The following is a 24,084-nucleotide window of genomic DNA, read 5'->3' on the forward strand; positions in this document are numbered from 1 at the left end:
TCCGCGCTACCGCGGGGCGCGCACCGTGCGGAAGTGGGTCGTGTTGCGCAGGTGGAAGCCCAGGGACTCGTACAGCCGGATCGCGCTGGTGTTGTCCGCGCCGGTGTGCAGGAACGGGGTCTCGCCGCGCTCCTTGACCACGGCCGCGACGGCCTTCACCAGGCGGCCCGCGAGGCCCTTGCCCCGGTGGTCCGGGTCGGTGCACACGGCGCTGACCTCGGTGTATCCGGGCAGGTGCAGGCGCTCCCCCGCCATCGCGACGATCGCGCCGCCCTGGCGGATGCCCAGGTACGTGCCGAGTTCGATGGTGCGGGGCGTGAACGGGCCCGGCTGGGTGCGGGCCACCAGGTCGAGCATCTCCGGCACGTCGTCGACAGTGAGCAGGACGGCCTCCGGGTCGGGGGTCGCGTCCACCGCGTCGCCGACCATGCGCACGCCCGCGAAGTCCACCGTCGTCTCCCAGCCGTCCGGCAGCTCGATGTCGGTGCCGAGCAGCGGCAGGGTTCCGTCGGGGGCGGCGAAGGCGGCGAGGTCCGCCCAGTCCGAGGGCCCGGGGTCAGGGGGCAGCGCGGTCCACGGCGTGACGGCGGTGGGATAGCGCAGGGCGCGGCCGCTCCGCTCGGCGAAGTGCGCGTGCGGGCCGGTGAGCGCGGCGTACGCGGGGTGGTCGAGGGGGTGGAACCCGCCCTCGGTCCCCGGTACGGGGCCGGGCGTGCCCTCGTGCGCTGCGTACGTCTGCGTCTGCGTCATCCGTCGGAACCTTCGAACCTTCTCCTGTGCCACTGCCGCCCCATCCGTTCGGGGCGGCCACAGGATCAGAACCGCCGAAGGCGCCGACACATTCCCGGGCCCCTTCCCTGCCACCTTTCCGGCTCCCTTTCCGGACCCCGCACCACGCCCCCGCGATCACGCTTGGCATCCTGGCGCCATGCCGTTCACGTCACTGAGTGATCACGTCGAGTCCCTGCTCGCCGCCGAGGAGCCGCTGCCGATCGTCGCGGCGGGCGACCCGGTCCTGCGCCACCCCGCCGAGCCCGTCGACGGGCAGCTCCCGGACGAGCTGCTCGCCCGGCTGATCGCCGCGATGCGGGTCACCATGCACGCCGCGCCCGGCGTCGGCCTGGCCGCGCCGCAGATCGGGGTGCCGCTGCGGCTCGCCGTCATCGAGGACGCGGCGGCCGTGAGCGACGAGGTGCGCGCGGCGCGGGGACGGGTGCCGCAGCCGTTCCGCGTGCTGATCAACCCGTCGTACGACACTGTGGGACCACGGCACGTCGCCTTCTACGAAGGGTGCTTGAGCGTGCCGGGCTATCAGGCCGTGGTCGCCCGGCACGAGCGCGTGCGACTGCGCGCCCTCGACGAGCAAGGGCGCGCGGTGGACGAGGAGTTCACGGGCTGGCCCGCACGGATCGTGCAGCACGAGACGGACCATCTGAACGGCACGCTCTATCTGGACCGCGCCGAGCTGCGCTCGCTTTCGTCCACGCAGAGCAGCGCGGCAGTGGAGCGGTGGGCGCAGCCGACTCCCCAACTCGCCGCTCAGGAGCTGGGGTTCGAGCTTCCCCGGTCCGACTGACCGTCAGCCCATGTCCGGCATCTCGCCCTTGGTGGAGCTCACGTCGATGACGGAGAACGCCGCGCCCTGCGGGTCCCCGACCGCCGCGAACCGGCCGAAGGGGCTGTCCACGGGGCCGAAGTGCAGCTTGCCGCCCAGGCGTTGGACGGTGGCGACGGCCGCGTCGCAGTCCTCGACGACGAAGTACACATTGACGTACGAGGGGACGTGCGCGGGGAATTCGTCGGTCATCTGCAAGCGGCCCATGACCGGTTCGCCGTCCAGCATCCAGACGTTGAAGTCCATGTGCTCGTCGGCCATCTTCTGCACGTCGTAGCCGAAGACCTTCGGGAAGAAGGAGTCGGTCCGCCCGGCGTTGCGGGTGTTGACCTCGGCCCAGCAGAACGCGCCGGGCTCGTTGACCTTCTCGAAGCCCTCGTGGGTGTCGGGCTGCCAGACGCTGAAGACGACGCCCGCGGGGTCCTGGGCGGTGACCATCGTGCCGAAGGACGCGACCTGCATCGGGTCCATCATGACGCTGCCGCCCGCGTCCTTGATCCGCTCGGTGACCGACTCGATGTCGGCGGTGGCGAGGTACAGGTTCCAGGCGGGGTGCACGCCCTCCGCGCCGGGCATCTGCGGCACGAGAGCCGCGACCCGCTTGCCGTCGGGCGTCCTGGCCTGCGTGTAGTTGCCGAACTCGGCACTGCCCTCGTCGTAGGTCCAGCCGAACAGCTCCGTGTAGAAGCCCTTCGCGGCCTCCAGGTCGGGGAACATGGCGTCGGCCCAGACCGGCGCGCCTTCAGGACGAGCGGACATGACGCGACACCCTTCCGTCGGTCGCCGGGCACGACGCGGCCCGGCAGGTATGGCTACACGCTAGGCGCGGCGGGCGTGCGGCGCGATCCGGCGGACGCCACTTCGTCCTGCTGGACCCCGCCCATCGCCACTGCGTCCTACTGGACCCCACCTATCGGCGCGTCGCCACGACCAGCCCGCACCGCGGACTGCCGTCCGGCCGCTCGCCGAGCTCGGACAGCGCGTGGAGCGCCACATCGAACCCGGCGCGGTCCAGCTCCCGCCGTACGTCGCCGAGTCGGAACGGCCGGTAGTACATGACGAACGGGGGCCGCCACACCGCGTTGCGCACCCGCATCGCGCCGTCGAAGCCGAGCATCGCCCAGTAGCCCAGCGAACCGGGACCCATCGGCGCGGGCAACGGGAACGCGAACTGCCCGCCGGGGCGCAGCACTTGGCACACCTCGGAGAACAGCCGCGGCCACTCGCGCGGCAGGAAGTGCCCGAACGCCCCGAAGCTCACCACCAGGTCGAAGACCTCGCCGAAGGGCAGCGCGAGCGCGTCCGCGCGGACGCAGTCGGCCGTCGGCTCACCGCGCCGCGCGACGTCCAGCATGCCGCCGCTGAAGTCCACGCCCACGGCCCGCCCGACACCCGCCTCGCGCAGCACGCGCAGGCCCGCGCCGGTCCCGCAGCACAGGTCGAGCCCGGTGCCGTACGGGCCGAGCCCGGCGAGCGCGCGGCCCACCGCGTCCAGCACGACATCCGGGGTGCGGAACGGCGTCTCGTCGAATTTCGGCGCCAGCAGATCGTACCCCCGCTCGACCGAGGACAGCGCCTGAACGGCCAGCTCGCGGAGGGTGGGGCCCTGATCGGTGAACATGGCCGCTCAGCATAGGGCGCACCGGCCCCGAAGTCGGGGCTTGCCGCGCGGCGGGGATCGGGTGGTACTGTCAAGGCGGTACATGTGCTCGCCCGTTTCGAGGCGCCGGTACCGAATCTCTTTCTCCAGCGCTCCCGGTGCGACGGCTTTCCCGTCGCCACACAGCGCATGTCATCCCTGGTCAGCGGCTTCTGGCGGGCTCTTCACCCGTTGCCGCGGCACCAGGTTCTCCCCGGCCGCGGGGCGCGCTCAGCCGCCCCTGCCACTCGCCGGATCCCACCCCCTTCCCTGCACTTGTACGCCTGCCGCGTCCGCGGCTCGGCCCGCGAAAGGACCTGTGATCACCATGACCACGGCCACCACCATGAGCACCACCACAGCCACATCCCAAGAACCCGTCCGCGCCGCCGGCGTCCTCGACATCGGCGGGAACGGGACCGGTTTCCTGCGGGCGGCCGACCTGGAGCCCACGTCGCACGACGTCCAGGTCCCCGCCCACCTCATCCGCCAACTCGGCCTGCGCAAGGGCGACTTCGTCGAGGGAACGTGCGGGAAGCCGCGCAGCCTCGCGCACGTCGAGACCGTCGGCGGCGCCCCCGCTGCCGCGACCCGCGGCCGCCCGCGCTTCGCCGACCTCACCCCGCTCCACCCCAGCGAACGCTTCCGCCTCGAGCACCCGGCCGCGGGGCTCGCCGGACGGGTCGTCGACCTGTTCACGCCCATCGGCAAGGGGCAGCGCGGGCTGCTCGTCGCCCCGCCCAAGACCGGCAAGACGGTTCTGCTGCAGCAGCTCGCCGCCGCGTTCGCCGCCAACCACCCCGAGGTCCACCTCATGGTGGTGCTCGTCGACGAGCGCCCCGAGGAGGTCACCGACATGCGGCGCTCCGTGCGCGGCGAGGTGTACGCCTCGACGTTCGACCGCCCGGCGAAGGAGCACATCGCGCTCGCCGAACTCGCGGTGGAGCGCGCCAAGCGCCTCACCGAGCAGGGCCGCGACGTGGTGATCCTCCTCGACTCCCTCACCCGGCTGTGCCGGGCGCACAACAACGCGGCCGCCACCAGCGGCCGCACCCTGTCGGGCGGTGTCGACGCGGCCGCCCTGCACGGCCCGAAGCGCTTCTTCGGCGCGGCCCGCAACACCGAGGAGGCCGGATCGCTGACCATCCTCGCCACCGCCCTCGTCGACACCGGTTCCCGCGCCGACGACTACTACTTCGAGGAGCTCAAGAGCACCGGCAACATGGAGCTGCGCCTGGACCGCGTCCTCGCGCAGCGCCGCGTCCACCCGGCCGTCGAGCTCACCCCCTCCGGCACCCGCCGCGAGGAACTCCTGCTCCCCGCGCCCGAGTTGGCCGTCGTCCGCGGACTGCGGCGCGCCCTGCAGAGCCGGGACCCGGCCGCTTCCTACGAGGCCCTGCTCGACAAGCTGCGCCAGACCCCGGACAACGCCACGTTCCTGCGCCAGGCGCAGTCCACGGTGCCCGCCGCCTGACCCCGGCCCGGATGCGTAATACTCGGCACATGAACGCGAGCATGACGCGCCGTGGAAGGGGTCCCTCGATCACCGTCCGGCGGGCCACCGCCAAGGACTCCCGGCGTCTCACCCGCCTCGTGCGCGGCTCCAGCGCCTACCGGGACCCCTACGCCTCCATGGTCGCGGGCTATCGGGTGGGTCCCGACTACGTAGAGGCGCATCACGTCTACGTAGCAGTGGATCCGGCCGACGAGCGGGTGCTCGGCTTCTACTCGCTGCTCACCGCGCCGCCCGAGCTGGACCTGATGTTCGTCGCGGACGAGGCGCAGGGCCGGGGCATCGGGCGGCTGCTGGTCGACCATATGCGGGAGCAGGCGCTGGCCGCGGGCCTCGACCACGTCCGCGTCGTCGCGCACCCGCCCGCCGAGGGCTTCTACCGCTCCATGGGCGCGCACCGCACCGGCACCGTGCTCGCACGCCCGCCGGCCGTCGCCTGGGACCGACCCGAACTCGAATTCCCCATTCCCCCGGCCGCCTGAGGGGTTCCGCCCTTGCCCGGTACGGCGCACACTCGTGGGCGTCGGAATGCGGCAAGGAGGCCACATTGGGCAGCAGTCAGGCACGCGCCGAGGCGTTCGACGTGATCGTGGAGATCCCGCAGGGCTCACGGAACAAATACGAGATGGACCACGACATCGGGCGGATCCGGCTCGACCGGATGCTGTTCACGTCGACGCAGTACCCCGCGGACTACGGCTACATCGAGGGCACTCTCGGCGGCGACGGCGATCCGCTGGACGCGCTCGTCCTGACCGGCGACGCGACGTTCCCCGGTTGCGTCGTCGAGTGCCGGGCGATCGGCATGTTCGTCATGAGCGACGAGAAGGGTCCGGACGAGAAGGTGCTGTGCGTTCCCGCGCACGATCCACGGCACGACGCGGTCCGGGACATCGAGGACATCCCCGAGTTCGACCGCCTGGAGATCACCCATTTCTTCGAGGTCTACAAGGATCTGGAGCCGGGCAAATCGGTCGACGGCTCCCACTGGGAGGGCCGGGAGAAGGCGTACAAGGAGATCGGGCGGGCCCGCGAACGCGCTTCCGGTCAGCCAAAAGGGAGGTAGTAGGGTGGTCGGGCCGTGGTGCTCGGGAAGACCGGTGACGGCCCTTCAGGGGCCCATTCCGGAGCGGCCCTCGCCACTGTGATCGGGTTCCGGACAGTGACGTCCGGAGCGCGCCGTTCCACCCTGTGCGCCACTGGCGGCCGTCGGCCACCGGGAAGGCCGGAGCGTCGGGCACGCCCGTAAGCCAGGAGACCGGCCGCGGCATCTCACGAAGTGATCCACGAGGTGCTGGAGCGTGATCGACGCATGACCCTGCCCGGGGACTCCCCGACCCCTGCCCTGAATTCCCCCTCCCCCGCCTTCCGTTGGCGCCGCGAGGACACGCTGCGCACCGCGGGCCTGATCGCGGTGATCGCCGCGCTGCACGTCGTCGCGTTCGGCGTGCTGTTCCTGCTCGTCGTGCCCGAGCACTACGAGGTCGGCAACAAGGCCTTCGGTATCGGCCTCGGCATCACGGCGTACACGCTCGGCATGCGGCACGCCTTCGACGCCGACCACATCGCGGCCATCGACAACACCACCCGCAAGCTGATGGCGGACGGCAAACGGCCCGTCTCGGTCGGCTTCTGGTTCGCTCTCGGCCACTCCAGCGTGGTGGTCGCCATGGCGGCGCTCGTCGCGGGTGGCGCCGCGCTCGCGGGCACCCTGCTGAACGACGAATCGCGGACCCACCAGGTGCTCGGCGTCGTCGGCACCACCGTCTCCGGTTCGTTCCTGTATCTCATCGCGGCGCTCAACCTCGTTGCCCTGATGGGCATTCTGAAGGTCTTCAAGGCGATGCGCGCGGGCTCCTACGACGAGCGGAAGCTCGAGGAGCACCTGGATTCCCGCGGGTTCATGAACCGGATCCTCGGCCGTTTCACCAAGTCCATCACCCGCCCCGGCCAGATGTTCCCGCTGGGCTTCCTCTTCGGCCTCGGCTTCGACACCGCGACCGAGGTGACGCTGATGGTGATGGCGGGCAGCGGCGCCGCCGCGGGCCTGCCGTGGTATGCGATCCTGTGCCTGCCGCTGCTGTTCGCCGCGGGCATGAGCCTGTTCGACACACTCGACGGCACGTTCATGAACTTCGCCTACCAGTGGGCGTTCTCCAACCCGGTGCGCAAGGTGTTCTACAACCTCACCATCACCGGTCTGTCGATCGCGGTCGCGTTCTTCATCGGGACGATCGAACTCGTCGGCGTCCTGCACGACAAGCTCGACCTGAGCGACGCGGTGACCGACTGGATCGCCGGTCTCGATCTCGACAACGTCGGGTACGTGATCGTGGGCCTGTTCGTGGTCGTGTGGGCGGCGGCGATCGCCTACTGGCGCCTGGCGCGGGTCGAGCAGCGGTGGTCGGCGCGGGTGGCCGACGGCGCGTAATTCGGTTGCCGGGGCGCGCGGCCCCTGCTGCACTGAATGCAGCGGGCAATCCCGCGCGCCCCGACCGTGAGGACCGATCCATGCGCTCTGCAGACATGTTCCTTCAGAAGGCCCCTGCCCTCTCCCCCAAGGACATGACTGCCAGTGCACACACTGAATCTGGGCATTCTCGCGCACGTCGACGCCGGTAAGACCAGCCTGACCGAGCGGCTCCTGCACACGGCCGGGGTGATCGACGAACTCGGCCGGGTCGACGACGGGAGCACCCGCACCGACTCCCTCGACCTGGAGCGCAGGCGCGGCATCACCATCAAGTCCGCCGTGGCGTCGTTCCCGCTCGGCGACACCAACATCAATCTGGTGGACACACCGGGCCACCCGGACTTCATCGCCGAGGTCGAGCGGGTGCTCGGGGTCCTCGACGGGGCGGTGCTCGTCGTCTCGGCCGTCGAGGGCGTGCAGGCGCAGACCCGCGTCCTGATGCGGACGCTGCGCCGACTGCGCATCCCCACGGTGGTGTTCGTGAACAAGGTCGACCGCGGCGGCGCCCGCGAGGCCGCGCTCCTCGACGACCTGCGGCACAAACTCACCCCTGCCGTGGTCCCGATGAACACGGTGCCGCACGGCCTCGGCGGCCGGGACGCGCTCTGCGTCCCCTACGTCGCCCAGGACGCGGAGCATCGCGCCCGCCTGGTCGACGTGCTCTCCGCCCGCGACGACGCGCTGCTGGAGGCGTACGTCAAGGACGAGGGGTCGGTCACGTACGGCCGACTGCGCGACGCGCTCGCCGAGCAGACGGCGCGCACCGAGGCGCATCCCGTGTACTTCGGCTCGGCGATGACCGGGGTGGGGATCGACACCCTCGTGGACGGCATCACGCGCCTGCTCCCTCCTGCCGAGGAACTGCCCCAACTACCGCTCTCCGCCCGCGTGTTCAAGGTGGAGCGCGGTCCGGCCGGCGAGAAGATCGCGTATGCCCGCGTGTTCACCGGGACGCTGCGGGTGCGCGAACGGCTCGCGTTGCCCGGCGGCGGGGAGGACCGGGTGACGTCGGTGCGCGTCTTCGCGGACGGGGCGGACACACCACGCACGGAGGCGGGCCCAGGAAAGGTGGCACGCCTGTGGGGACTCGGCGGGGTACGTGTCGGCGACGACCTCGGCGAGCCCCAAGTCCCCGTCAAGGAGCACCACTTCGCGCCGCCCACTCTGGAGACGGTGGTCGACCCGGACCGGCCGGGGCTGCGCGGCGCCCTGCTCGCCGCGCTCACCCAGCTCGCCGAGCAGGACCCGCTGATCGGCCTGCGCCAGGACGACATCCGCCAGGAGATCTTCCTGTCGCTCTACGGCGAGGTGCAGAAGGAGGTCGTGCAGTCCACGCTCGCCGAGGAGTTCGGGCTCGACGTGACGTTCCGGGAGTCGACGCCCCTGTGCGTCGAGCGGCCGACGGGCTCCGGCGCGGCGGTCGAGGTCATGAAGGACGACGGGAACCCGTTCCTGGCGACCATCGGACTGCGGGTCGACCCGGCGCCGATCGGCTCGGGCATCGCGTTCCGGCTCGGCATCGAGCTCGGTTCCCTCCCCCTGGCCTTCATCAAGGCCATCGAGGAGACCGTGCACAGGACGCTGCGCCAGGGGCTGCTCGGCTGGCAGGTCACCGACTGCACGGTGACGCTGACGCGCTCCGGCTACGCGCCGCGGCAGAGCCACGCGCACGCCGTCTTCGACAAGTCGATGTCGAGCACGGCGGGCGACTTCCGCGGACTGACCCCGCTGGTCCTGATGAGCGCACTCGCGCGCGCGGGCACGGCGGTGTGCGAGCCGATGCACCGCTTCCGCCTGGACATCCCGGCCGACCTGTACGGGGCGGTACTGCTGGTGATCACCCGGCTGCGGGCCGTGCCGACGGGGCAGCACACGGACGGCGGGGCATGGACCACGGTCGACGGGCTGATCCCCGCGGCACGGGTGCGCGCCCTGGAGCAACAACTGCCGTCCCTCACCCGGGGCGAGGGCATCCTGGAGGCCTCCTTCGACCACTACGCCCCGGTCCGCGAGGACACACCGCGCCGCTCCCGCACGGACCACGACCCGCTGCACCGCAAGGAGTACCTGCTGCGGGTGGTGCGCGGGGCGGGGGCACGGACGGCGTGACGGTTGTGGGGCGGTCCGGGGGCCGGGGGCCGGTGGCCGGTGGCATCCGGGCGACCGGATCCGGGCGGACGGCCCGTGGCGGTTGAATCCGGGCCGTTTGGCCCACCCACGAGGGCCCCTTGGCCCCGTCCGTGACGGGGTCGCGCCCTGAGATGCTTCGAATTCGAGCCTCCCGTGCCTTCGCTCTCCCGCCGCGGCGCACGGTGGAGGCCGAGCACGGGCCCGCTGTTCGCAGAAGGGGGAGCCGCGAACAGCGGGCCCGTAAGCTCCGCAGCCCGTGTCACCGCCCGTGCCTGTCACCGCACGTGTCGCCGTCCGGGCCCGGGCCGACCGGGCGTCGCACACGTGCCCGGCGCGCCGCTGTGACAACTCGCGCGCAAAACGGCCCAATCGGAGCGATAAAGTGGCTCGTCAACCCGCACGTGCCCGATCACTCAGGAGTGCCTACGTGTCCGTAGCCATCGACTCGTCCGACGCCGCCATCCCGTCCGGCGACGCCGCCCCCGCGGAGCCCGTGCCCGCGCCGGCCGTCGCCCCGGACAGCAGCGCCGCCGCACCCGCGAACGAGGAGACGGCCGAGCCCGGGGACACCGACAACATGTGGACCCCGCCGACCACCGACGCCCCGACCGCCGACGCTCCCGACGACGCCGCGCCCGCCCCCGAAGGCACCCCCGACAGCGTGTCCGACAGCTTCTGGACGCCGCCCACGGAGGTCCCCTTCGCGGAAAGCTCCGTGGTTGACGACGAGGCAGCGGCCGACGACGACCCCGCCCCCGGCGACGTACCGGAGGCCATCACCCGCGACGCCCACGAGTTCGGCGTCTACGCCCGCACCGGTGGCTGGTCCTTCGCCCTGAAGGTGGCCCGCAGCGTCCGGCCCGGCGGGCAGTCCGCCGGGGAGTCCGCCAAGGTCTCCGCCCGGAAGTTCGCCGAACTCGCGGGCTGCTCCCCCGACCGCGTCATGCGGTTCTACAAGGCGTGGGACAGCGCGGCGGACGACGGTCTGGTCCCCCAGTTCGAGGCCCTCACGCCCGGTACCGACGTCGAACTCCCGGACGCCGACGTCTGGTTGTCGTACTACGTGTCCCGCAACAGCGCGACCTCGGTGCGCGGCCAGGCGATCACCGAGGCCGCCGAGTCCGAGGGCATCCGCCCGACGAAGGCCCTGGAGGTCGCGGAGAACCCGACGGCGCTGCGGGCCGCGATCCTCGCCGACCCCGGCACCGCAGAGGCCGCCCGCAAGGCGCTGATGGACCGCCTCGACGAGGACCCGGTGCTGCGCACGGGCATGGCCCGCGACATCGTGCGTACGGACGACCTGAAGAAGGCCGTCGCCGAGGAGACCAAGACCGGCGGCCAGCTCGAGTACGTTCGCAGGATCGCGGAGGAGGGGCAGGTCAAGACCCCCGCGGGCCAGAAGATCGAGGCCTCCCCCGCGCTGCGCGAGGAGGCAGAGCGGCACCTGTCCCTCATCGACGAGCTGGACGAGGACGAGGAGGCGGGCGAGTGGGCCCGCGAGGCGTACGACACCGTGCGCACGCTCGTCGCCGAGACCGTCGAGAAGGACCCCGAGCTGCGGGTGCAGGAGCGGCGCGCGAAGTTCTACAGCAGCCTGCAGAAGGCGACGAAGGCCTTCGAGGAGCTGACGTTCGACGACGTCGCCGCCGAGGAGATCGACGACATCGTCGAGGACGACATGCTGCAGCGCCTCGAGGAACTGCAGTCGGCGATCGCGACCTGCATCACGGCGCTCCAGTCGGCCCAGAAGAAGGACTGACTCCGGACGGGCTCCGGAGGGACTGACTCCGGTTGGACCCACGATGCCACCGCGGGACGCGCCGCGGTGGCATCGTGGCCCATGGCACACACCCCACAAACCCCGCAGACCCCGCACACCCCCAGGTCCACGGGCCGCCCGGCCCACCAGAACGTGACGTTCGACAGCCACGGCAGCACGGCCCACGGCTATCTGGCGCTCCCGGCCTCGGGGCACGGCCCCGGCGTCATCGTCATCCAGGAGTGGTGGGGCCTGACCGACCACATCGCCGACGTCGCCGACCGCCTCGCCGCCGAGGGCTTCGTGGCACTCGCGCCCGACCTGTACGGCGGGAACGTCGCGCACGACTCCGGGGAAGCGTTCCGCATGATGCAGGACCTGCCGGTGGAGCGCGGCGTGAAACTTCTCTCCGGCGCGGTCGACCACCTGCTCACCCTCCCCCAGACCACCTCCGACACGGTCGGCGCGGTCGGCTTCTGCATGGGCGGCGGCTTCGTCCTGTACCTGGCCGCGGCGGACCAGCGGGTGAGCGCGGCGGTCCCGTTCTACGGCGTGATCCAGGGCGAGATCCCGGACTTCTCCGGCCTGAAGGCGCAGATCCTGGGCCACTACGGAGAGCGCGACGAGGCGATCCCTCCGGCCACCCTCGACGGCCTCCGCACCGCGATGAAGAACCAGTCCGGCATCGACGCCGACTTCCGCATGTACCCGGCCGACCACGCCTTCTTCAACGACGGCCGCCCAGAGGTCTACAACGCGCAGGCGTCGGCCCAGGCCTGGTCATCAACACTGGACTTCCTGCGAGCCAAGCTGAACTGACCACATCAAGCCGCTCCCCCTTCAAGCCCCTGCGACGCTTGAGCAGCGGGTCAGAGGCGGAGCCCCGATCATTTAAGCCCCTCCGGCGATTGAGGAGCGGGGCCCGGGGCAGAGCCCCGATCTTTCAAGCCCCTGCGGCGATTGAGCAGCGGGGTCCGGGGCAGCGCCCCGAGACGTAGGGCCGGGAGGCGCGCACCTCCCGGCCCCGCTCAGGAACGTCTCACCAGATCCGAACCCGATCCCCCGGCGCAACCCACAACCCGTCCCCCACAACCGTGGCAAACGCCTCATGGAACTCATCCAGGTTCCGCACAATGTTCGCCCGGAACTCCGGCGGCGAATGCGGGTCGATCGTCAGGTACTGCTGCTCCTGCTCCGTGCGCCGCTTGGTGCGCCAGCAGTACGCCCAGTTCATGAACAGCCGCTGCGTACCGGTGAGTTCACCGTCACTCGGCACCGGCTCGTCGCCCAGCGCGATCTTGTACGCGGTGTGCCCGATGGTGAGCCCGCCGAGGTCACCAATGTTCTCGCCCACGGTCAGCGACCCGTTGACGAACTCCCCCGGAAGGTTCCGCGGCGAGAACCCGTCGTACTGCTTGACGAGCGCCTTCGACTTCGCCTCGAAGGCGGCCTTGTCGTCCGCGGTCCACCAGTCGTTCAGGTTGCCCGCGCCGTCGTACTGCGCGCCCTGGTCGTCGAAACCGTGGCCGATCTCGTGCCCGATGACGGCGCCGATGCCGCCGTAGTTCTCGGCGGCGTCGGCGTCCGGCGAGAAGAACGGCTTCTGCAGGATGCCGGCCGGGAAGCAGATCTCGTTCGTGCCCGGGTTGTAGTACGCGTTGACGGTCTGCGGCAGCATGAACCACTCGTCGCGGTCGACCGGCGCGCCGATCTTCGCCATCTGCCGGTCGTGCTCGAAGGCATCGGCCGCGTACGCGTTGGCCAGCAGGTCGTCGGGGACGACGGCGAGCCCCGAGTAGTCACGGAACGCGTCCGGGTAGCCGATCTTCGGCCGGAACGTGGCGAGCTTCTCGTACGCCCGGTCCTTGGTCTCGTCCGTCATCCAGTCGAGGCGGGAGATGGACTGGCGGTAGGCCTCGAGGAGGTTGGCGACCAGCTCGTCCATGAGCGCCTTGGAGCGCGGCGGGAAGTGCCGGGCCACGTACTCCTTGCCGACGGACTCGCCGATGGCGCCCTCGACGAAGGCGACGCCGCGCTTCCAGCGGGCGCGCAGCTCCGGAGTGCCGTTGAGCGTCTTGCCGTAGAACTCGAAGTTCACGCGCACGAACGGCGTCGACAGGTACGGCGCGGCGGAGCGCAGCACGCGCGCGAGCAGCCAGTCGCGCCACTGCTCGATGGGAACCTCGGCGAGAACCGCGGACAGATGCGTCAGATACGAGGGCTGGCGCACGCACGACTCGGCGAGGGTCTCGTCCTTGCCGCCGAGCCCGGTGACGTAGCCCCGCCAGTCGAACGACGGGGCGAGAGCGGTGAGTTCATCGAAGGTGGTGAGGTTGTACGTCTTCTGTACGTCGCGCGTCTCGGCGCGCTCCCAGTGGCCCTCGGCGAGCCGGGTCTCCAGGGCGAGGACGGTGCGCGCGGCGGAGGCGGGGTCCGCGTGCTCGCCGAGCGTGAACAGCTCGGTCAGGTACGCCTCGTACTTCTCGCGGATCTCGGCGAACTTCTCTTCGCGGTAGTACGACTCGTCGGGCAGGCCGATGCCGCCCTGGAGGATGTTGAAGAGGTAGCGGTCGGAGTTCCGGTCGTCGCTGTCGATGTAGGCGCCGAACAGGCCGGAGCCGCCCTTGCGCTCGAAGCGGCCGAGGAACCCGGCGAGCTGCCGCACGTCGTCGAGCGCCGCCACCTCCTCGATCAGCGGGCGGACCGGGTCGAGCCCGCGGGCCTCGACGGCCTCCTCGTCCATGAACGACGCGTACAGGTCGGCGATCTTGCGCGCCTCGTCCGCGTCCAGGCTCGTGGGGCCGCCGGCCGCGATCTCCTGAATGATCTCCTTGACCCGCTGCTCGGCCACGTCCACGAGCTCCACGAAGGGGCCCCAGCTGGAGCGGTCGTCGGGGATCGGCTCGGTCGCCAGCCACTGGCCGTTGACATGCCCGAAGAGGTCGTCCTGCGGTCGGATCGCCGGGTCCATGCCCGGGCGTGCGTCATCCAGAGTGCTCATCGCTGCACCCTACCCAGGTCAGGGCGTAGGGAGAGCGTCAAATACGGGTGCTTCCGCGCAGCGTGAACAACACTGCCCCGGTCGGCACGGGGCCGACCGGGGCAGTGTTCGCGCAACGCGGATGAGACGCGGCTCAGACGCGACTCATCCGCGACTCAGACGCGCATCAGGCGAGCGAGGCCAGCGCCTCGTTCAGCGTCTGCGACGGGCGCATGACCTTGTCGGCCTTGGCCGAGTCGGGCTGGAAGTAGCCGCCGATGTCGGCCGGGGAGCCCTGCACGGCGATCAGCTCGTCGACGATCTTCTGCTCGTTCGCGGAGAGCTTCTCGGCGAGCGGGGCGAAGGCCTTGGCGAGCTCCGCGTCCTCGGTCTGCTTGGCCAGCTCCTGGGCCCAGTACAGGGCGACGTAGAAGTGGCTGCCGCGGTTGTCGATGCCGCCGAGGCGACGGGTCGGCGACTTGTCCTCGTTGAGGAACGTGCCGGTGGCGCGGTCCAGGGTCTCGCCAAGGACCTTCGCGCGGGCGTTGTCCGTGGTGGTGGCGAGGTGCTCGAAGGAGACGGCCAGGGCGAGGAACTCACCGAGGGAGTCCCAGCGCAGGTAGTTCTCCTTGACGAGCTGCTGGACGTGCTTCGGGGCGGAGCCGCCGGCGCCCGTCTCGAAGAGGCCGCCGCCGTTCATCAGCGGGACGACCGACAGCATCTTGGCGCTGGTGCCCAGCTCCAGGATCGGGAAGAGGTCGGTCAGGTAGTCGCGCAGCACGTTGCCGGTGACCGAGATGGTGTTGAGGCCCTGGCGGATGCGCTCGACGGAGAGCTTGGTGGCGTCCTCCGGGTTGAGGATCCGGATGTCCAGGCCCTCGGGGGAGAACTCCGGCAGGTACGCCTCGACCTTCTTGATCAGCTGGGCGTCGTGGGCGCGGCCCTCGTCCAGCCAGAACACGGCCGGGTCACCGGTGGCGCGGGCGCGCGTCACGGCGAGCTTGACCCAGTCCTTGATCGGGGCGTCCTTGGTCTGGCAGGCGCGGAAGATGTCGCCCTCGGAGACCTGCTGCTCCAGGACGACGTCGCCGGCCTGGTTGACCACGCGGACGGTGCCGGTGGACTTGATCTCGAAGGTCTTGTCGTGGGAGCCGTACTCCTCGGCCTTCTGCGCCATGAGGCCGACGTTCGGGACGGTGCCCATGGTCGACGGGTCGAAGGCGCCGTTGGCGCGGCAGTCGTCGATGACGGCCTGGTAGACACCGGCGTACGAGGAGTCCGGGATCACCGCGAGGGTGTCCTGCTCCTGGTCGTCCTTGTTCCACATGTGGCCGGACGTACGGATCATCGCGGGCATGGAGGCGTCGATGATGACGTCGGACGGCACGTGCAGGTTGGTGATGCCGCGGTGCGAGTCGACCATGGCCAGGTCGGGACCGGCGGCCAGCTCGGCGTCGAAGGACGCCTTGATCTCGGCGCCGTTCGCGAGGGTCTCGAGGCCCTTGTAGATGCCGCCGAGGCCGTCGTTCGGGGTCAGGCCCGCGGCGGCCAGGTCGGCGCCGAAGCGGGCGAAGGTCTCCGGGAAGAAGGCGCGCACGACGTGACCGAAGATGATCGGGTCGGAGACCTTCATCATGGTGGCCTTCAGGTGCGCGGAGAACAGCACACCCTCTTCCTTGGCGCGGGCGATCTGCGCGGTCAGGAACTCGCGCAGCGGCGCGACGTGCAGCACGGAGGCGTCGACGACCTCACCGGCGAGGACCGGTACGGACTCGCGCAGCACGGTGGTGGTGCCGTTGTCGGCGACGAGCTCGATCTTCAGCTTGTCGGCGGCCGGGAGGACGGTGGACTTCTCGGTCGAGCGGAAGTCGTTCTCACCCATGGTCGCGACGTTCGTCTTGGACTCGGCGGTCCAGGCGCCCATGCGGTGCGGGTGGGCCTTGGCGTAGTTCTTCACCGAGGCGGGGGCTCGGCGGTCGGAGTTGCCCTCGCGCAGGACCGGGTTGACGGCGGAGCCCTTGACCTTGTCGTAGCGGGCGCCGATCTCGCGCTCCTCGTCGGTCTTCGGCTCGTCCGGGTAGTCCGGCAGCGCGTAGCCGTGCTCGCGCAGCTCGGCGACAGCGGCCTTGAGCTGCGAGACCGAGGCCGAGATGTTCGGCAGCTTGATGATGTTGGCCTGCGGCGTCTTGGCCAGCTCGCCCAGCTCGGCGAGCGAGTCCGGGACGCGCTGCTCCTCGGTCAGGTACTCAGGGAACTGGGCGAGGATGCGCCCGGCCAGGGAGATGTCACGGGTCTCGACGCCGACACCGGCGGTGGACGCGTAGGCCTCGATGACCGGCAGGAAGGAATACGTCGCGAGGGCCGGGGCCTCGTCAGTGTGCGTGTAAATAATGGTCGAGTCAGTCACCGGGTGCTCCGCTTCCACGTCTTCCACGTCGTCTGCAGTCTTGGATCGGATTGCTCGACATCAAGATATCTCCTCCCCGGCCAGGATCCGAAAGGGGTCCACCCGCCAAGATCTTTCCGGCCCCAGGGCGACCAGGCGCATTTCAAGCCCCTGCGGCGATTGAGCAGCGGGGTCCGGGGCAGAGCCCCAATCTTTTACGCCCGTGCGGCGTCACCCGCACCGGTCCAGGCCAGCACCTTCTCCACCGGCCACGTCGTCACCACCCGCTCCGCCGGAACCTCGCGCTCCTCGGCGCGGGCGCAGCCGAAGAGCTGCCAGTCGAGCTGCCCGGGCGCATGCGCGTCGGTGTCGATGGCGAAGAGGGTGCCCGCCTCCACCGCCTTGCGGAGCAGACGCCGGGGCGGGTCCAGCCGTTCGGGACGGCTGTTGATCTCCACCGCCGTGCCGGCAGCCGCACACGCCGCGAACACCTCGTCCGCGTCGAACTGCGACTCGGGCCGCCCCCTGCCCGTGACCAGCCGACCGGTGCAGTGGCCGAGGATGTCGGCATGCGGATTGCCGACGGCGGCCACCAGGCGCCGGGTCATCGCCGCGGCATCCATCCGCAGCTTCGAGTGGACCGAGACGACGACCACGTCCAGGCGGTCGAGCAGCTCCGGTTCCTGGTCGAGCGAACCGTCGTCGAGGATGTCGCACTCGATGCCGGTGAGCAGGCGGAACGGCGCCCAGCCCGCGTTGAGTTCGGCCACCACGTCCAGTTGCTCGCGCAGCCGCTGCGACGACAGGCCGCGGGCCACCGTGAGGCGCGGCGAGTGGTCCGTGAGCACCGCCCACTCGTGGCCGATGTCCCGGGCCGCGCGGCCCATCTCCTCGATCGGGCTGCCGCCGTCCGACCAGTCGGAGTGCAGATGACAGTCGCCGCGCAGCAGGGAACGCAGCTGCACGCCCACGTCGCCCTCCAAGGGCACCGTGCGGGCCAGCTCGTCCTCCAGATGCGTGAGGTAGTCCGGGATCTGCCCGGCGGCCGCCTCCCGGATCACCGCGGCGGTCTTGGGCCCGATGCCCTTGAGCGACTCCAGGGAGCCGGCCTCGACGTGCCGCGCGACCTCGGCGTCGCCCAGCCCGGTGATCACACCTGCGGCGGTGCGGAACGCGCGCACCCGATAGGTGGGCGCGCCGTCCCGCTCCAGCAGGAACGCGATCCGTTCCAGCGCCCGCACGGGCTCCATCGCCACCTCCGGCCACCTTCGCGTACGTCTCCAGCGTGCCGTACGACCCGGTGACCGGCATCCGTGAACGCCGCGGGCGGCGAATCTCAGAGGTGCTTGTCGATGGCCTGCTGGGCCTGCGCCGGCAGCGCACGCACGTGGTCGGCGGCATCGCGCACGCTCTGGGTCGCCCCGCGAGTCGCCCCGAGGGTCGCTCCACGCACGGTGTCGGCCGCATCGCGGCCGGCGCCACGCACGGTTCCGGTGGCGTCCCGCAGCGTGTGAGTCGCGTCCCGCAGCGTGTGGGTCGCGTCGCGCCGTGCCCGGCGTGCCGACGAGCGTCCGGACGCGGCGGCGCCACGGGCCCGATAGGCGGCCGACGGCTTTCCGTGCGTGTCGGCCGCCGTGATGAGCAGGCCGCCCATCAGGGACACGTTCTTCAGGAACTGGGTGCGCTGTTGGGCGCGTTGCTCGGGATCCTTCTCCTTCCACCAGGCGTGGCCGGCCAGCGTCGTCGGCACGAGCGTCCCGGCGAGGGCCAGCGCGGCGAGCCGCGGGGCGATCCCGGCGGCGAGCAGCAGCCCGGCCCCGACGTGCACCGCGCCGTTGATCCGGACCAGTTGCTCGGGGTCCTCCGGCAGCCGGGGCACGCGGGAGGCCACGGGAACCGCCACCGGTTCCGCGGCGGGCGCCACGCGCTCAGGGGCACGGAGGGTGGACAGCCCGCCGGCCACGAACGCGGAGGCGAGCATCGGACGTGCGCATTTCCTCAGTACAGCCATGCTTCGCCGCGTTCCCCAACTCCGCGCACTCAGTCCAGGATCATGGACGCCGTCCCGCGCGGCGCCCCACGGCGTACGACGCGGCGCCGACGGCCGTGACCCCGGCCCCGACGCCCATGGCCAGCATCTTCCGGTGGGCAACGGCGGTCCAGGCCGTCCGGGCCACGGTGGTGACCTGCCCGGTCGCCGCCACGGCCGCCTGCCGGCCGGCCTCGACGCCCCGCGCCGCGCTGCCCACGGCATCGGCCGCGCCCTCGGTGACCCGCTCGGCCCCGCGCTGCGCGGCCACGGCCGCGTCGACGGCCTTGGCCTCGGTCTTCTCGGCGGCGTCACCCACGGGAGCAGTCGCCTTGTCGGCGCTGTCACGCGCCCGGGAAGCGGTCTTCCGCTTCGTCGTCTCGTTCTGCTGATCCGTTCCCTTGTTCGGTTCACTCATGGAGTCCGGGTTAGCCCTCGACGGTCATCACAAACCCGAAACGCTCCCCCAACTCGTAGCCGTCGGACCGGAATCGGACCGGACGTCCGTGTCCGGCGGCCACAGTCCGCCCCGAAAGTATGGTGTCCCACCACATGTGCCGCTGACCTGCGTGTTCCTACCTTGTGCCAGCAGATACACGTCCCCACCAACGCCTGGAAGTGGTGCACATGGCCTCCGCAGCAACCGCTCCGCCAACACCCGGAAACCTCAAGCGCATTGTCGCGGCGAGTCTCATAGGCACCACCATCGAGTGGTACGACTTCTTCCTCTACGGCAGCGCCGCGGCGCTGGTGTTCAACAAGCTCTTCTTCCCCGACTCCGATCCCCTGGTCGGCACCCTCCTCTCCTTCCTGACGTACGCCGTCGGGTTCGCCGCCCGCCCGCTGGGCGCGCTCGTCTTCGGGCACTACGGCGACCGGCTCGGCCGCAAGAAGCTCCTCGTGGTGAGCCTGCTGATGATGGGCGGCGCCACCTTCGCCATCGGTCTGCTCCCGACCCACGCGACCGTCGGCACGGCCGCGCCCGTACTGCTCACCGTGCTCCGCCTGGTCCAGGGCTTCGCTCTCGGCGGCGAGTGGGGCGGCGCGGTGCTCCTCGTGTCCGAGCACGGAGACGCCCGGCGCCGCGGCTTCTGGGCCTCCTGGCCGCAGACGGGCGCGCCCGCGGGACAGCTCCTGGCGACCGGCGTGCTCTCGGCCCTGACCGCCCTGATCTCGGATGCCGCGTTCACCGACTGGGGCTGGCGGATCCCGTTCCTCCTCTCCGGCGTGCTCGTGCTCGTGGGTCTGTGGATACGTCTCTCTGTCGATGAATCCCCCGTCTTCAAGGAGGCGTTGGCCCGCGCCGAGGCCCGCAAGTCCGTCTCCGACACCGTGGAGAAGCTGCCGCTGGTGGCCGTCCTGCGGCACCACTGGCGCGATGTCCTGGTCGCCATCGGCGCCCGCATGGCCGAGAACATCAGCTACTACGTCATCACCGCCTTCATCCTCGTGTACGCCACCACGTCGGCCGGCGTCTCGAAGCAGACCGCGCTGAACGCCGTGCTCATCGCGTCCGCCGTGCACTTCGCCGTGATCCCGGCCTGGGGCGCCCTCTCCGACCGGGTCGGCCGCAGGCCCGTGTATCTGCTGGGTGCGGCGGGCATCGGCCTGTGGATGTTCCCGTTCTTCTCCCTCATCGACTCGTCGAACTTCGGTGGTCTGCTCCTCGCCGTGACCGTCGGCCTGGTGCTGCACGGCGCCATGTACGCCCCGCAGGCCGCGTTCTTCTCCGAGATGTTCGCGACGCGGATGCGCTACTCCGGGGCGTCGATCGGGGCGCAGTTCGCCTCGGTGGCGGCGGGCGCGCCCGCACCGCTCATCGCGACGGCTCTGCTGTCCGCTTACGGCTCCTCGACGCCGATCTCCCTGTACGTCATCGCGGCCGCGCTCCTGACGCTGATCGCCGTGGGCCTGGCGAAGGAGACCCGGCACCGCGACCTGTCCGACCTGGACGCCGTGGGCTCGGACGACGCAGTACGCAGCGACGACCCGGTGAAGCTGCACGGCGCCTGACGGCGTGCGGCGCCTCACCCCCGCCGGCCCCGTGGTCGCGGACTCGGGGCTCGGGGCTCGGGGCTCGGGGCTCGGGGCTCGGGGCTCGGGGCTCGGGGCTCGGGGCTCGGGGCTCGGGGCTCGGGCGGGGTCAGGCTATGTCCGGGGCCGCCAACCGGTGCAGCCGCAGGGCCAGTTGGATCTCCAGCGCACGCTCCGGCGTCTGCCAGTCCTCGCCGAGGAGCCGGCCCACCCGCTCAAGACGCTGCGCGACCGTGTTCACGTGCACGTGCAGCGCGTCCTTCGTGCGGGCCGGGCTCATGCCGGACGCGAAGTAGGCGTCGAGGGTGCGCAGCAGGTCGGTGCCTCTGCGCTCGTCGTAGGTGATGACCTCGCCGATCGTGCGGGCGACGAATCCCCCGACGTCCCGGCTGTCGGCGAGCAGCAGCCCGAGGAACCCGAAGTCCTCGGCCGCCGCGCCCTGCCCGGACCTGCCGAGCAGCCGCAGCGCGTCGAGGCAGCGCTGCGCCTCCACATACGCGGCGGCCGCTCTCTCGGTCCACCCTGCCAGGCCCTCGACGGGGGCCGAGGCGCCCACGGTGACGCTCTCGTGGATCGCCTCGGAGAGCCGGCCCGCGACATGGGACGCCAGCTCCGACGCTGCGGTGGTGTGCGCCGGAAGCAGCAGGACGGTGCCGCCGTCCCGCGCGGCGGCAAGGCCGTGCCGGGTCGCCGCGAGGTGGTTGGCCGCGGACCACAGGCGGCGACGCGCGGCCGCCTCCTGCTCGGCGTCACCGGTGCTCTCCAGGCGGGCGGCGAGCACCACATGGGTCGCGTCGAGGTCGGCGTGAAGCCGCTCCGCCCTCTCCCGCAGCAACCGCGGGTCCCGGTCGCGCCCGTCAAGGAGGTCGTCCAACAGCTCGCCCCTTACCCGCTGTTCGGCCTCGGCCGCGGAGCGCCGGGCGAGCAGCAGCAGCGAGGTGACCATGGCGGCGCGCTCCAGGGTGCGCTGGTCGACCGGGTCGAGGCCGGGGTGACCGCGCAGTACGAGGGCGCCGAGCAGCTCGCCGCCGGCGGCGACGGCCGCGACCCAGTCGTCGCGGTGTCGCACCGCGTGCCCGTCGGCTCGGGACGCTTCGATGGCGTGGCCGGGCGCCTCCTCGGCGTCGGTGAACTCCACGGTGCCGTCGAGGACTTCGGAGACGGCCGCGGCCACGTCGTGCACTCCGCCGCCACGCAGCACCAGCTCGGCGAGCCGGTCGTGCACGTCGGACGCGCGCTCGATGACGCCGCTGCGGTCACGGATGATCTCGTTGGCGCGCTCCAGCTCGTTCAGCGCCTGCCGGGTCTCGGTGAGCAGGTTCGCGGTGTCGATGGCCGCGGCGGCGAGCGCCGCGAAGGAGCCGAGGAGCGCGATTTCCTCGCGCTCGAAGACCCGCGCGCGCCGGTCGGAGGCGAACAGCACCCCGATCACTTGTGCCCCCAGCATGAGCGGCACGCCGAGGATGGCGACGAGCCCCTCGTCCCCCACCCCCGCGTCGATGGTGCGGGTGTGCTGGAAGCGCACGTCGTGCCCGTAGTTGTCGGTGACGTAGGGCCGCGCGGTCTGTGCGACGAGGCCGCCGAGGCCCTCGCCCATGCCGAGGCGGAGCTGCTGGAAGCGGGCCGCGACCGAGCCCTCGGTGACCCGCATGTAGGTGTCACCCCTGACCGGGTCGTTCAGCGTCAGATAGGCGACGTCGGTGCCGAGCAGCGAGCGGGCCCGCTGGACGATGGCGTGCAGCACCGCGTCCAGGTCGCGCAGGCCCGCGAGGTCGTGCGCGGTCTCGAACAGTGCGGACAGCTCCGCCTCGCGGCGCCGCCTGCCCTCCATTTCCGCGCGCACGCGCAGCGCGAGCACCTTGGCCGCTTCGAGTGCCGCTATCCGCTCGGGCGTCGTACCCTCGGCCCGGGCGAGCAGCACGGGCTGTTCGTAGGCATCGGCGGAGGCGCCCCTGGCGAGCAGTTCCAGGAACGGGGCCTGCGGGTCCTCGGTGGTCACCGGGCCGGAGGCGGCGTCTGAGTGCGGTTGGTGGCGCGACATGCGGACAAGGATTACCCGTCGAGCGGTCGGGCCTGCTAGCCCTGTGGACAACTCGGGTCGTCACGAAATCGCGGTCACCCGGTCGAGGGACCGCGTTCCGTGCGAAAACAACCCGAACCCGGCAAATGGTGGGGCGGAATCAGTGGGCGGACCAGCCGCCGTCGAGAACGAGGGACGTGCCGGTCATGAACGAGGCCTGCGGCGTGCACAGATACGCGACGGCCTCGGCGACCTCGGAAGGTTCGATGAGCCGCTTGATCGCGCTGTCCTGCAGCATCACCTCGCCGAGCACCCGCTCCTCGGGGATGCCGTGCGCGGCGGCCTGGTCGGCGACCTGCTGCTCGACGAGCGGCGTGCGCACATAGCCGGGGTTCACACAGTTCGATGTGACGCCGTGCGCCGCCCCTTCCAGCGCGGCCGTCTTCGACAGTCCCTCGAGCCCGTGCTTCGCGGCCACGTACGCGGACTTGTACGCGGAGGCCCGCAGCCCGTGCACCGACGACACGTTCACGATGCGGCCCCAGCCCTGCCCGTACATGTGTGGCAGCGCCCCGCGCAGCAGCCGGAACGGGGCCTCCAGCATCACGGTCAGCACGGTGTGGAAGACCTCGGGCGGGAACTCCTCGATGGGCCGGACCAGTTGGATCCCGGCATTGTTCACGAGGACGTCGGTGCCGGCCGCCGCCTCCTCCGCGGCGTCGAGGTCGGTCAGATCCAGGACGTACGCCTCGATGCCGTCGGCCTCCCCGGCCAGCGCCTCGAGCCCCGCCGCGTCCCGGTCCACCGCTCTCACCTTGGCGCCCGCCGCGGCGAGGCGCAGGGCGCAGGCCCGGCCGATGCCACTGGCGGCGCCGGTGACGAGCGCGGTGCGCCCGCCGAGATCCAGCTCGGGGGCGGTGGGTGCGGTCAGCGGGGTGTGCGGCGTCATGACTCGCACCCTAGGCAGCTGATCAGCACCGCCCGATGTGGGCAGCACCCATACTTCAGCGCTCGGTCATGGTCTCGAACCATGTGGGTCCCTCCGCCTGCGCCTGCTTGATCCGGAACAGCGCGAACTCGTCGAGCGGCGGCAGCGCGTCCAGGGCGAACCAGGCGACGTCCAGCGACTCGTCGTCGTTGACGCGCGCCTCGCCGCCGGTGGCCCGGCAGCGGAAGGACGTGTCCATGAACTGGCACTGGTCGCCGTTGGGGTACGTGATCGGCTGCAGGGCCTGCACCAGCACGACCCGCTCGACGACGCATTCGACGCCGGTCTCCTCGAACACCTCACGCGCGGCGACATCCGCGGGCTGCTCGCCCGGCTCGGGGATCCCACCGATGATCGACCACTTGCCGGTGTCGGCGCGCCGCCCGAGCAGCACCCGTCCCTCATCGTCGAAGACGACGGCACTGACCCCCGGCAGAAGCAGCAGCTGGTGGCCCGCGGTGGCCCGGATCGTACGGATGAATTCAGGAGTCGCCATGCCGACGAGCCTACCTGTAGGC

The 24,084-nt window shown here is 71.2% G+C and carries 19 protein-coding genes, 1 pseudogene and 1 riboswitch; of the genes and pseudogenes, 9 read left to right on the plus strand and 11 right to left on the minus strand.

Annotated features, from left to right (window positions below):
• Nucleotides 1–6 precede the first annotated feature (6 nt).
• On the minus strand, nt 7–750 hold the full coding sequence (locus OHA73_RS06860; RefSeq protein ID WP_327654521.1) for a GNAT family N-acetyltransferase: 744 nt from the start codon (nt 748–750) through the stop codon (nt 7–9).
• Between the two features lie 178 nt (nt 751–928).
• On the opposite strand from OHA73_RS06860, the gene def reads away from it, so the two are divergent.
• Nucleotides 929–1,576: a peptide deformylase gene (gene def / locus OHA73_RS06865; protein WP_327654522.1), complete on the plus strand. Its 648-nt coding sequence runs from the start codon at nt 929–931 to the stop codon at nt 1,574–1,576.
• A 3-nt stretch (nt 1,577–1,579) separates the two neighbouring features.
• Here def and OHA73_RS06870 read toward each other — a convergent pair whose 3' ends face one another.
• Together OHA73_RS06870 and OHA73_RS06875 are read right to left on the minus strand one after the other, a co-directional pair.
• Nucleotides 1,580–2,374, minus strand: coding sequence for a VOC family protein (locus tag OHA73_RS06870; protein WP_327654523.1), 795 nt, complete (start codon nt 2,372–2,374; stop codon nt 1,580–1,582).
• A 151-nt stretch (nt 2,375–2,525) separates the two neighbouring features.
• Nucleotides 2,526–3,236 (minus strand): class I SAM-dependent methyltransferase, encoded by a 711-nt coding sequence (locus OHA73_RS06875; RefSeq protein ID WP_327654524.1) that lies wholly within the window; start codon nt 3,234–3,236, stop codon nt 2,526–2,528.
• A gap of 346 nt (nt 3,237–3,582) precedes the next feature.
• On the opposite strand from OHA73_RS06875, the gene rho reads away from it, so the two are divergent.
• From rho to OHA73_RS06910, 7 genes are all read left to right on the plus strand, one after another.
• On the plus strand, nt 3,583–4,728 hold the full coding sequence (gene rho / locus OHA73_RS06880; protein ID WP_327654525.1) for a transcription termination factor Rho: 1,146 nt from the start codon (nt 3,583–3,585) through the stop codon (nt 4,726–4,728).
• 29 nt (nt 4,729–4,757) lie between these two features.
• Nucleotides 4,758–5,249: a GNAT family N-acetyltransferase gene (locus OHA73_RS06885; RefSeq protein WP_327654526.1), complete on the plus strand. Its 492-nt coding sequence runs from the start codon at nt 4,758–4,760 to the stop codon at nt 5,247–5,249.
• 65 nt (nt 5,250–5,314) lie between these two features.
• Complete coding sequence (locus OHA73_RS06890) at nt 5,315–5,833, plus strand: inorganic diphosphatase (RefSeq protein ID WP_327654527.1); 519 nt, start codon at nt 5,315–5,317, stop codon at nt 5,831–5,833.
• Nucleotides 5,833–6,048, plus strand: a riboswitch (cobalamin riboswitch). Its footprint overlaps the gene before it by 1 nt.
• A 31-nt stretch (nt 6,049–6,079) precedes the next feature.
• On the plus strand, nt 6,080–7,198 hold the full coding sequence (locus tag OHA73_RS06895; protein ID WP_266716333.1) for a HoxN/HupN/NixA family nickel/cobalt transporter: 1,119 nt from the start codon (nt 6,080–6,082) through the stop codon (nt 7,196–7,198).
• A gap of 144 nt (nt 7,199–7,342) precedes the next feature.
• Nucleotides 7,343–9,349 carry a translation factor GTPase family protein gene (locus tag OHA73_RS06900; RefSeq protein WP_327654528.1) on the plus strand — a complete coding sequence of 669 codons (2,007 nt, stop codon included), beginning with the start codon at nt 7,343–7,345 and terminating at the stop codon, nt 9,347–9,349.
• A 448-nt stretch (nt 9,350–9,797) separates the two neighbouring features.
• Complete coding sequence (locus tag OHA73_RS06905; RefSeq protein WP_266716329.1) at nt 9,798–11,129, plus strand: hypothetical protein; 1,332 nt, start codon at nt 9,798–9,800, stop codon at nt 11,127–11,129.
• 81 nt (nt 11,130–11,210) lie between these two features.
• Nucleotides 11,211–11,948, plus strand: a complete 738-nt coding sequence (locus OHA73_RS06910) for a dienelactone hydrolase family protein (protein ID WP_327654529.1) — start codon at nt 11,211–11,213, stop codon at nt 11,946–11,948.
• 220 nt (nt 11,949–12,168) lie between these two features.
• Here OHA73_RS06910 and OHA73_RS06915 read toward each other — a convergent pair whose 3' ends face one another.
• From OHA73_RS06915 to OHA73_RS06935, 5 genes and pseudogenes are all read right to left on the minus strand, one after another.
• The gene (locus OHA73_RS06915) at nt 12,169–14,130 is read right to left on the minus strand and encodes a M13 family metallopeptidase (RefSeq protein ID WP_266716325.1); all 1,962 of its coding nucleotides are present in this window, start codon (nt 14,128–14,130) and stop codon (nt 12,169–12,171) included.
• Between the two features lie 166 nt (nt 14,131–14,296).
• Nucleotides 14,297–16,516, minus strand: a complete 2,220-nt coding sequence (locus OHA73_RS06920) for an NADP-dependent isocitrate dehydrogenase (RefSeq protein ID WP_266716323.1) — start codon at nt 16,514–16,516, stop codon at nt 14,297–14,299.
• A gap of 194 nt (nt 16,517–16,710) precedes the next feature.
• A complete protein-coding gene (locus OHA73_RS06925) occupies nt 16,711–17,745 on the minus strand; it encodes a PHP domain-containing protein (protein ID WP_327658422.1) in 1,035 nt (344 codons plus the stop codon).
• A 230-nt stretch (nt 17,746–17,975) separates the two neighbouring features.
• A pseudogene (locus tag OHA73_RS06930) lies at nt 17,976–18,506 on the minus strand (DoxX family protein); the annotation flags it as partial.
• Nucleotides 18,507–18,546: 40 nt separating this feature from the next.
• The gene (locus OHA73_RS06935; RefSeq protein WP_266716321.1) at nt 18,547–18,942 is read right to left on the minus strand and encodes a hypothetical protein; all 396 of its coding nucleotides are present in this window, start codon (nt 18,940–18,942) and stop codon (nt 18,547–18,549) included.
• Between the two features lie 209 nt (nt 18,943–19,151).
• Between OHA73_RS06935 and OHA73_RS06940 the strand changes: the two genes are divergently transcribed.
• Nucleotides 19,152–20,537 (plus strand): MFS transporter, encoded by a 1,386-nt coding sequence (locus tag OHA73_RS06940; protein WP_327654530.1) that lies wholly within the window; start codon nt 19,152–19,154, stop codon nt 20,535–20,537.
• Between the two features lie 130 nt (nt 20,538–20,667).
• On the opposite strand, the gene OHA73_RS06945 is transcribed toward OHA73_RS06940, so the two are convergent.
• The 3 genes from OHA73_RS06945 to OHA73_RS06955 all read right to left on the minus strand — a co-directional run bounded on the left by OHA73_RS06945 (nt 20,668) and on the right by OHA73_RS06955 (nt 24,062).
• On the minus strand, nt 20,668–22,599 hold the full coding sequence (locus OHA73_RS06945; protein WP_327654531.1) for a helix-turn-helix domain-containing protein: 1,932 nt from the start codon (nt 22,597–22,599) through the stop codon (nt 20,668–20,670).
• A gap of 139 nt (nt 22,600–22,738) precedes the next feature.
• Nucleotides 22,739–23,527: a 3-hydroxybutyrate dehydrogenase gene (locus OHA73_RS06950; RefSeq protein ID WP_267071659.1), complete on the minus strand. Its 789-nt coding sequence runs from the start codon at nt 23,525–23,527 to the stop codon at nt 22,739–22,741.
• 55 nt (nt 23,528–23,582) lie between these two features.
• Entirely contained in the window at nt 23,583–24,062 is a 480-nt protein-coding gene (locus tag OHA73_RS06955) for an NUDIX hydrolase (protein ID WP_266716313.1), read from the minus strand.
• Between the last annotated feature and the right edge of the window lie 22 nt (nt 24,063–24,084).

The sequence above is a fragment of the Streptomyces sp. NBC_00483 genome (assembly GCF_036013745.1).
Lineage (GTDB): Bacteria > Actinomycetota > Actinomycetes > Streptomycetales > Streptomycetaceae > Streptomyces.

What these genes read in the sequence shown, in the direction of transcription:
- OHA73_RS06945 (WP_327654531.1), bottom strand. Translation starts at nt 22,599, where the DNA reads ATGTCGCGCCACCAACCGCACTCAGACGCCGCCTCCGGCCCGGTGACC.
- OHA73_RS06860 (WP_327654521.1), bottom strand. Translation starts at nt 750, where the DNA reads ATGACGCAGACGCAGACGTACGCAGCGCACGAGGGCACGCCCGGCCCC.
- OHA73_RS06940 (WP_327654530.1), top strand. Translation starts at nt 19,152, where the DNA reads ATGGCCTCCGCAGCAACCGCTCCGCCAACACCCGGAAACCTCAAGCGC.
- OHA73_RS06935 (WP_266716321.1), bottom strand. Translation starts at nt 18,942, where the DNA reads ATGAGTGAACCGAACAAGGGAACGGATCAGCAGAACGAGACGACGAAG.
- rho (WP_327654525.1), top strand. Translation starts at nt 3,583, where the DNA reads ATGACCACGGCCACCACCATGAGCACCACCACAGCCACATCCCAAGAA.
- OHA73_RS06875 (WP_327654524.1), bottom strand. Translation starts at nt 3,236, where the DNA reads ATGTTCACCGATCAGGGCCCCACCCTCCGCGAGCTGGCCGTTCAGGCG.
- OHA73_RS06925 (WP_327658422.1), bottom strand. Translation starts at nt 17,745, where the DNA reads ATGGAGCCCGTGCGGGCGCTGGAACGGATCGCGTTCCTGCTGGAGCGG.
- OHA73_RS06895 (WP_266716333.1), top strand. Translation starts at nt 6,080, where the DNA reads ATGACCCTGCCCGGGGACTCCCCGACCCCTGCCCTGAATTCCCCCTCC.
- OHA73_RS06910 (WP_327654529.1), top strand. Translation starts at nt 11,211, where the DNA reads ATGGCACACACCCCACAAACCCCGCAGACCCCGCACACCCCCAGGTCC.
- OHA73_RS06870 (WP_327654523.1), bottom strand. Translation starts at nt 2,374, where the DNA reads ATGTCCGCTCGTCCTGAAGGCGCGCCGGTCTGGGCCGACGCCATGTTC.
- OHA73_RS06950 (WP_267071659.1), bottom strand. Translation starts at nt 23,527, where the DNA reads ATGACGCCGCACACCCCGCTGACCGCACCCACCGCCCCCGAGCTGGAT.
- OHA73_RS06955 (WP_266716313.1), bottom strand. Translation starts at nt 24,062, where the DNA reads ATGGCGACTCCTGAATTCATCCGTACGATCCGGGCCACCGCGGGCCAC.
- def (WP_327654522.1), top strand. Translation starts at nt 929, where the DNA reads ATGCCGTTCACGTCACTGAGTGATCACGTCGAGTCCCTGCTCGCCGCC.
- OHA73_RS06915 (WP_266716325.1), bottom strand. Translation starts at nt 14,130, where the DNA reads ATGAGCACTCTGGATGACGCACGCCCGGGCATGGACCCGGCGATCCGA.
- OHA73_RS06885 (WP_327654526.1), top strand. Translation starts at nt 4,758, where the DNA reads ATGAACGCGAGCATGACGCGCCGTGGAAGGGGTCCCTCGATCACCGTC.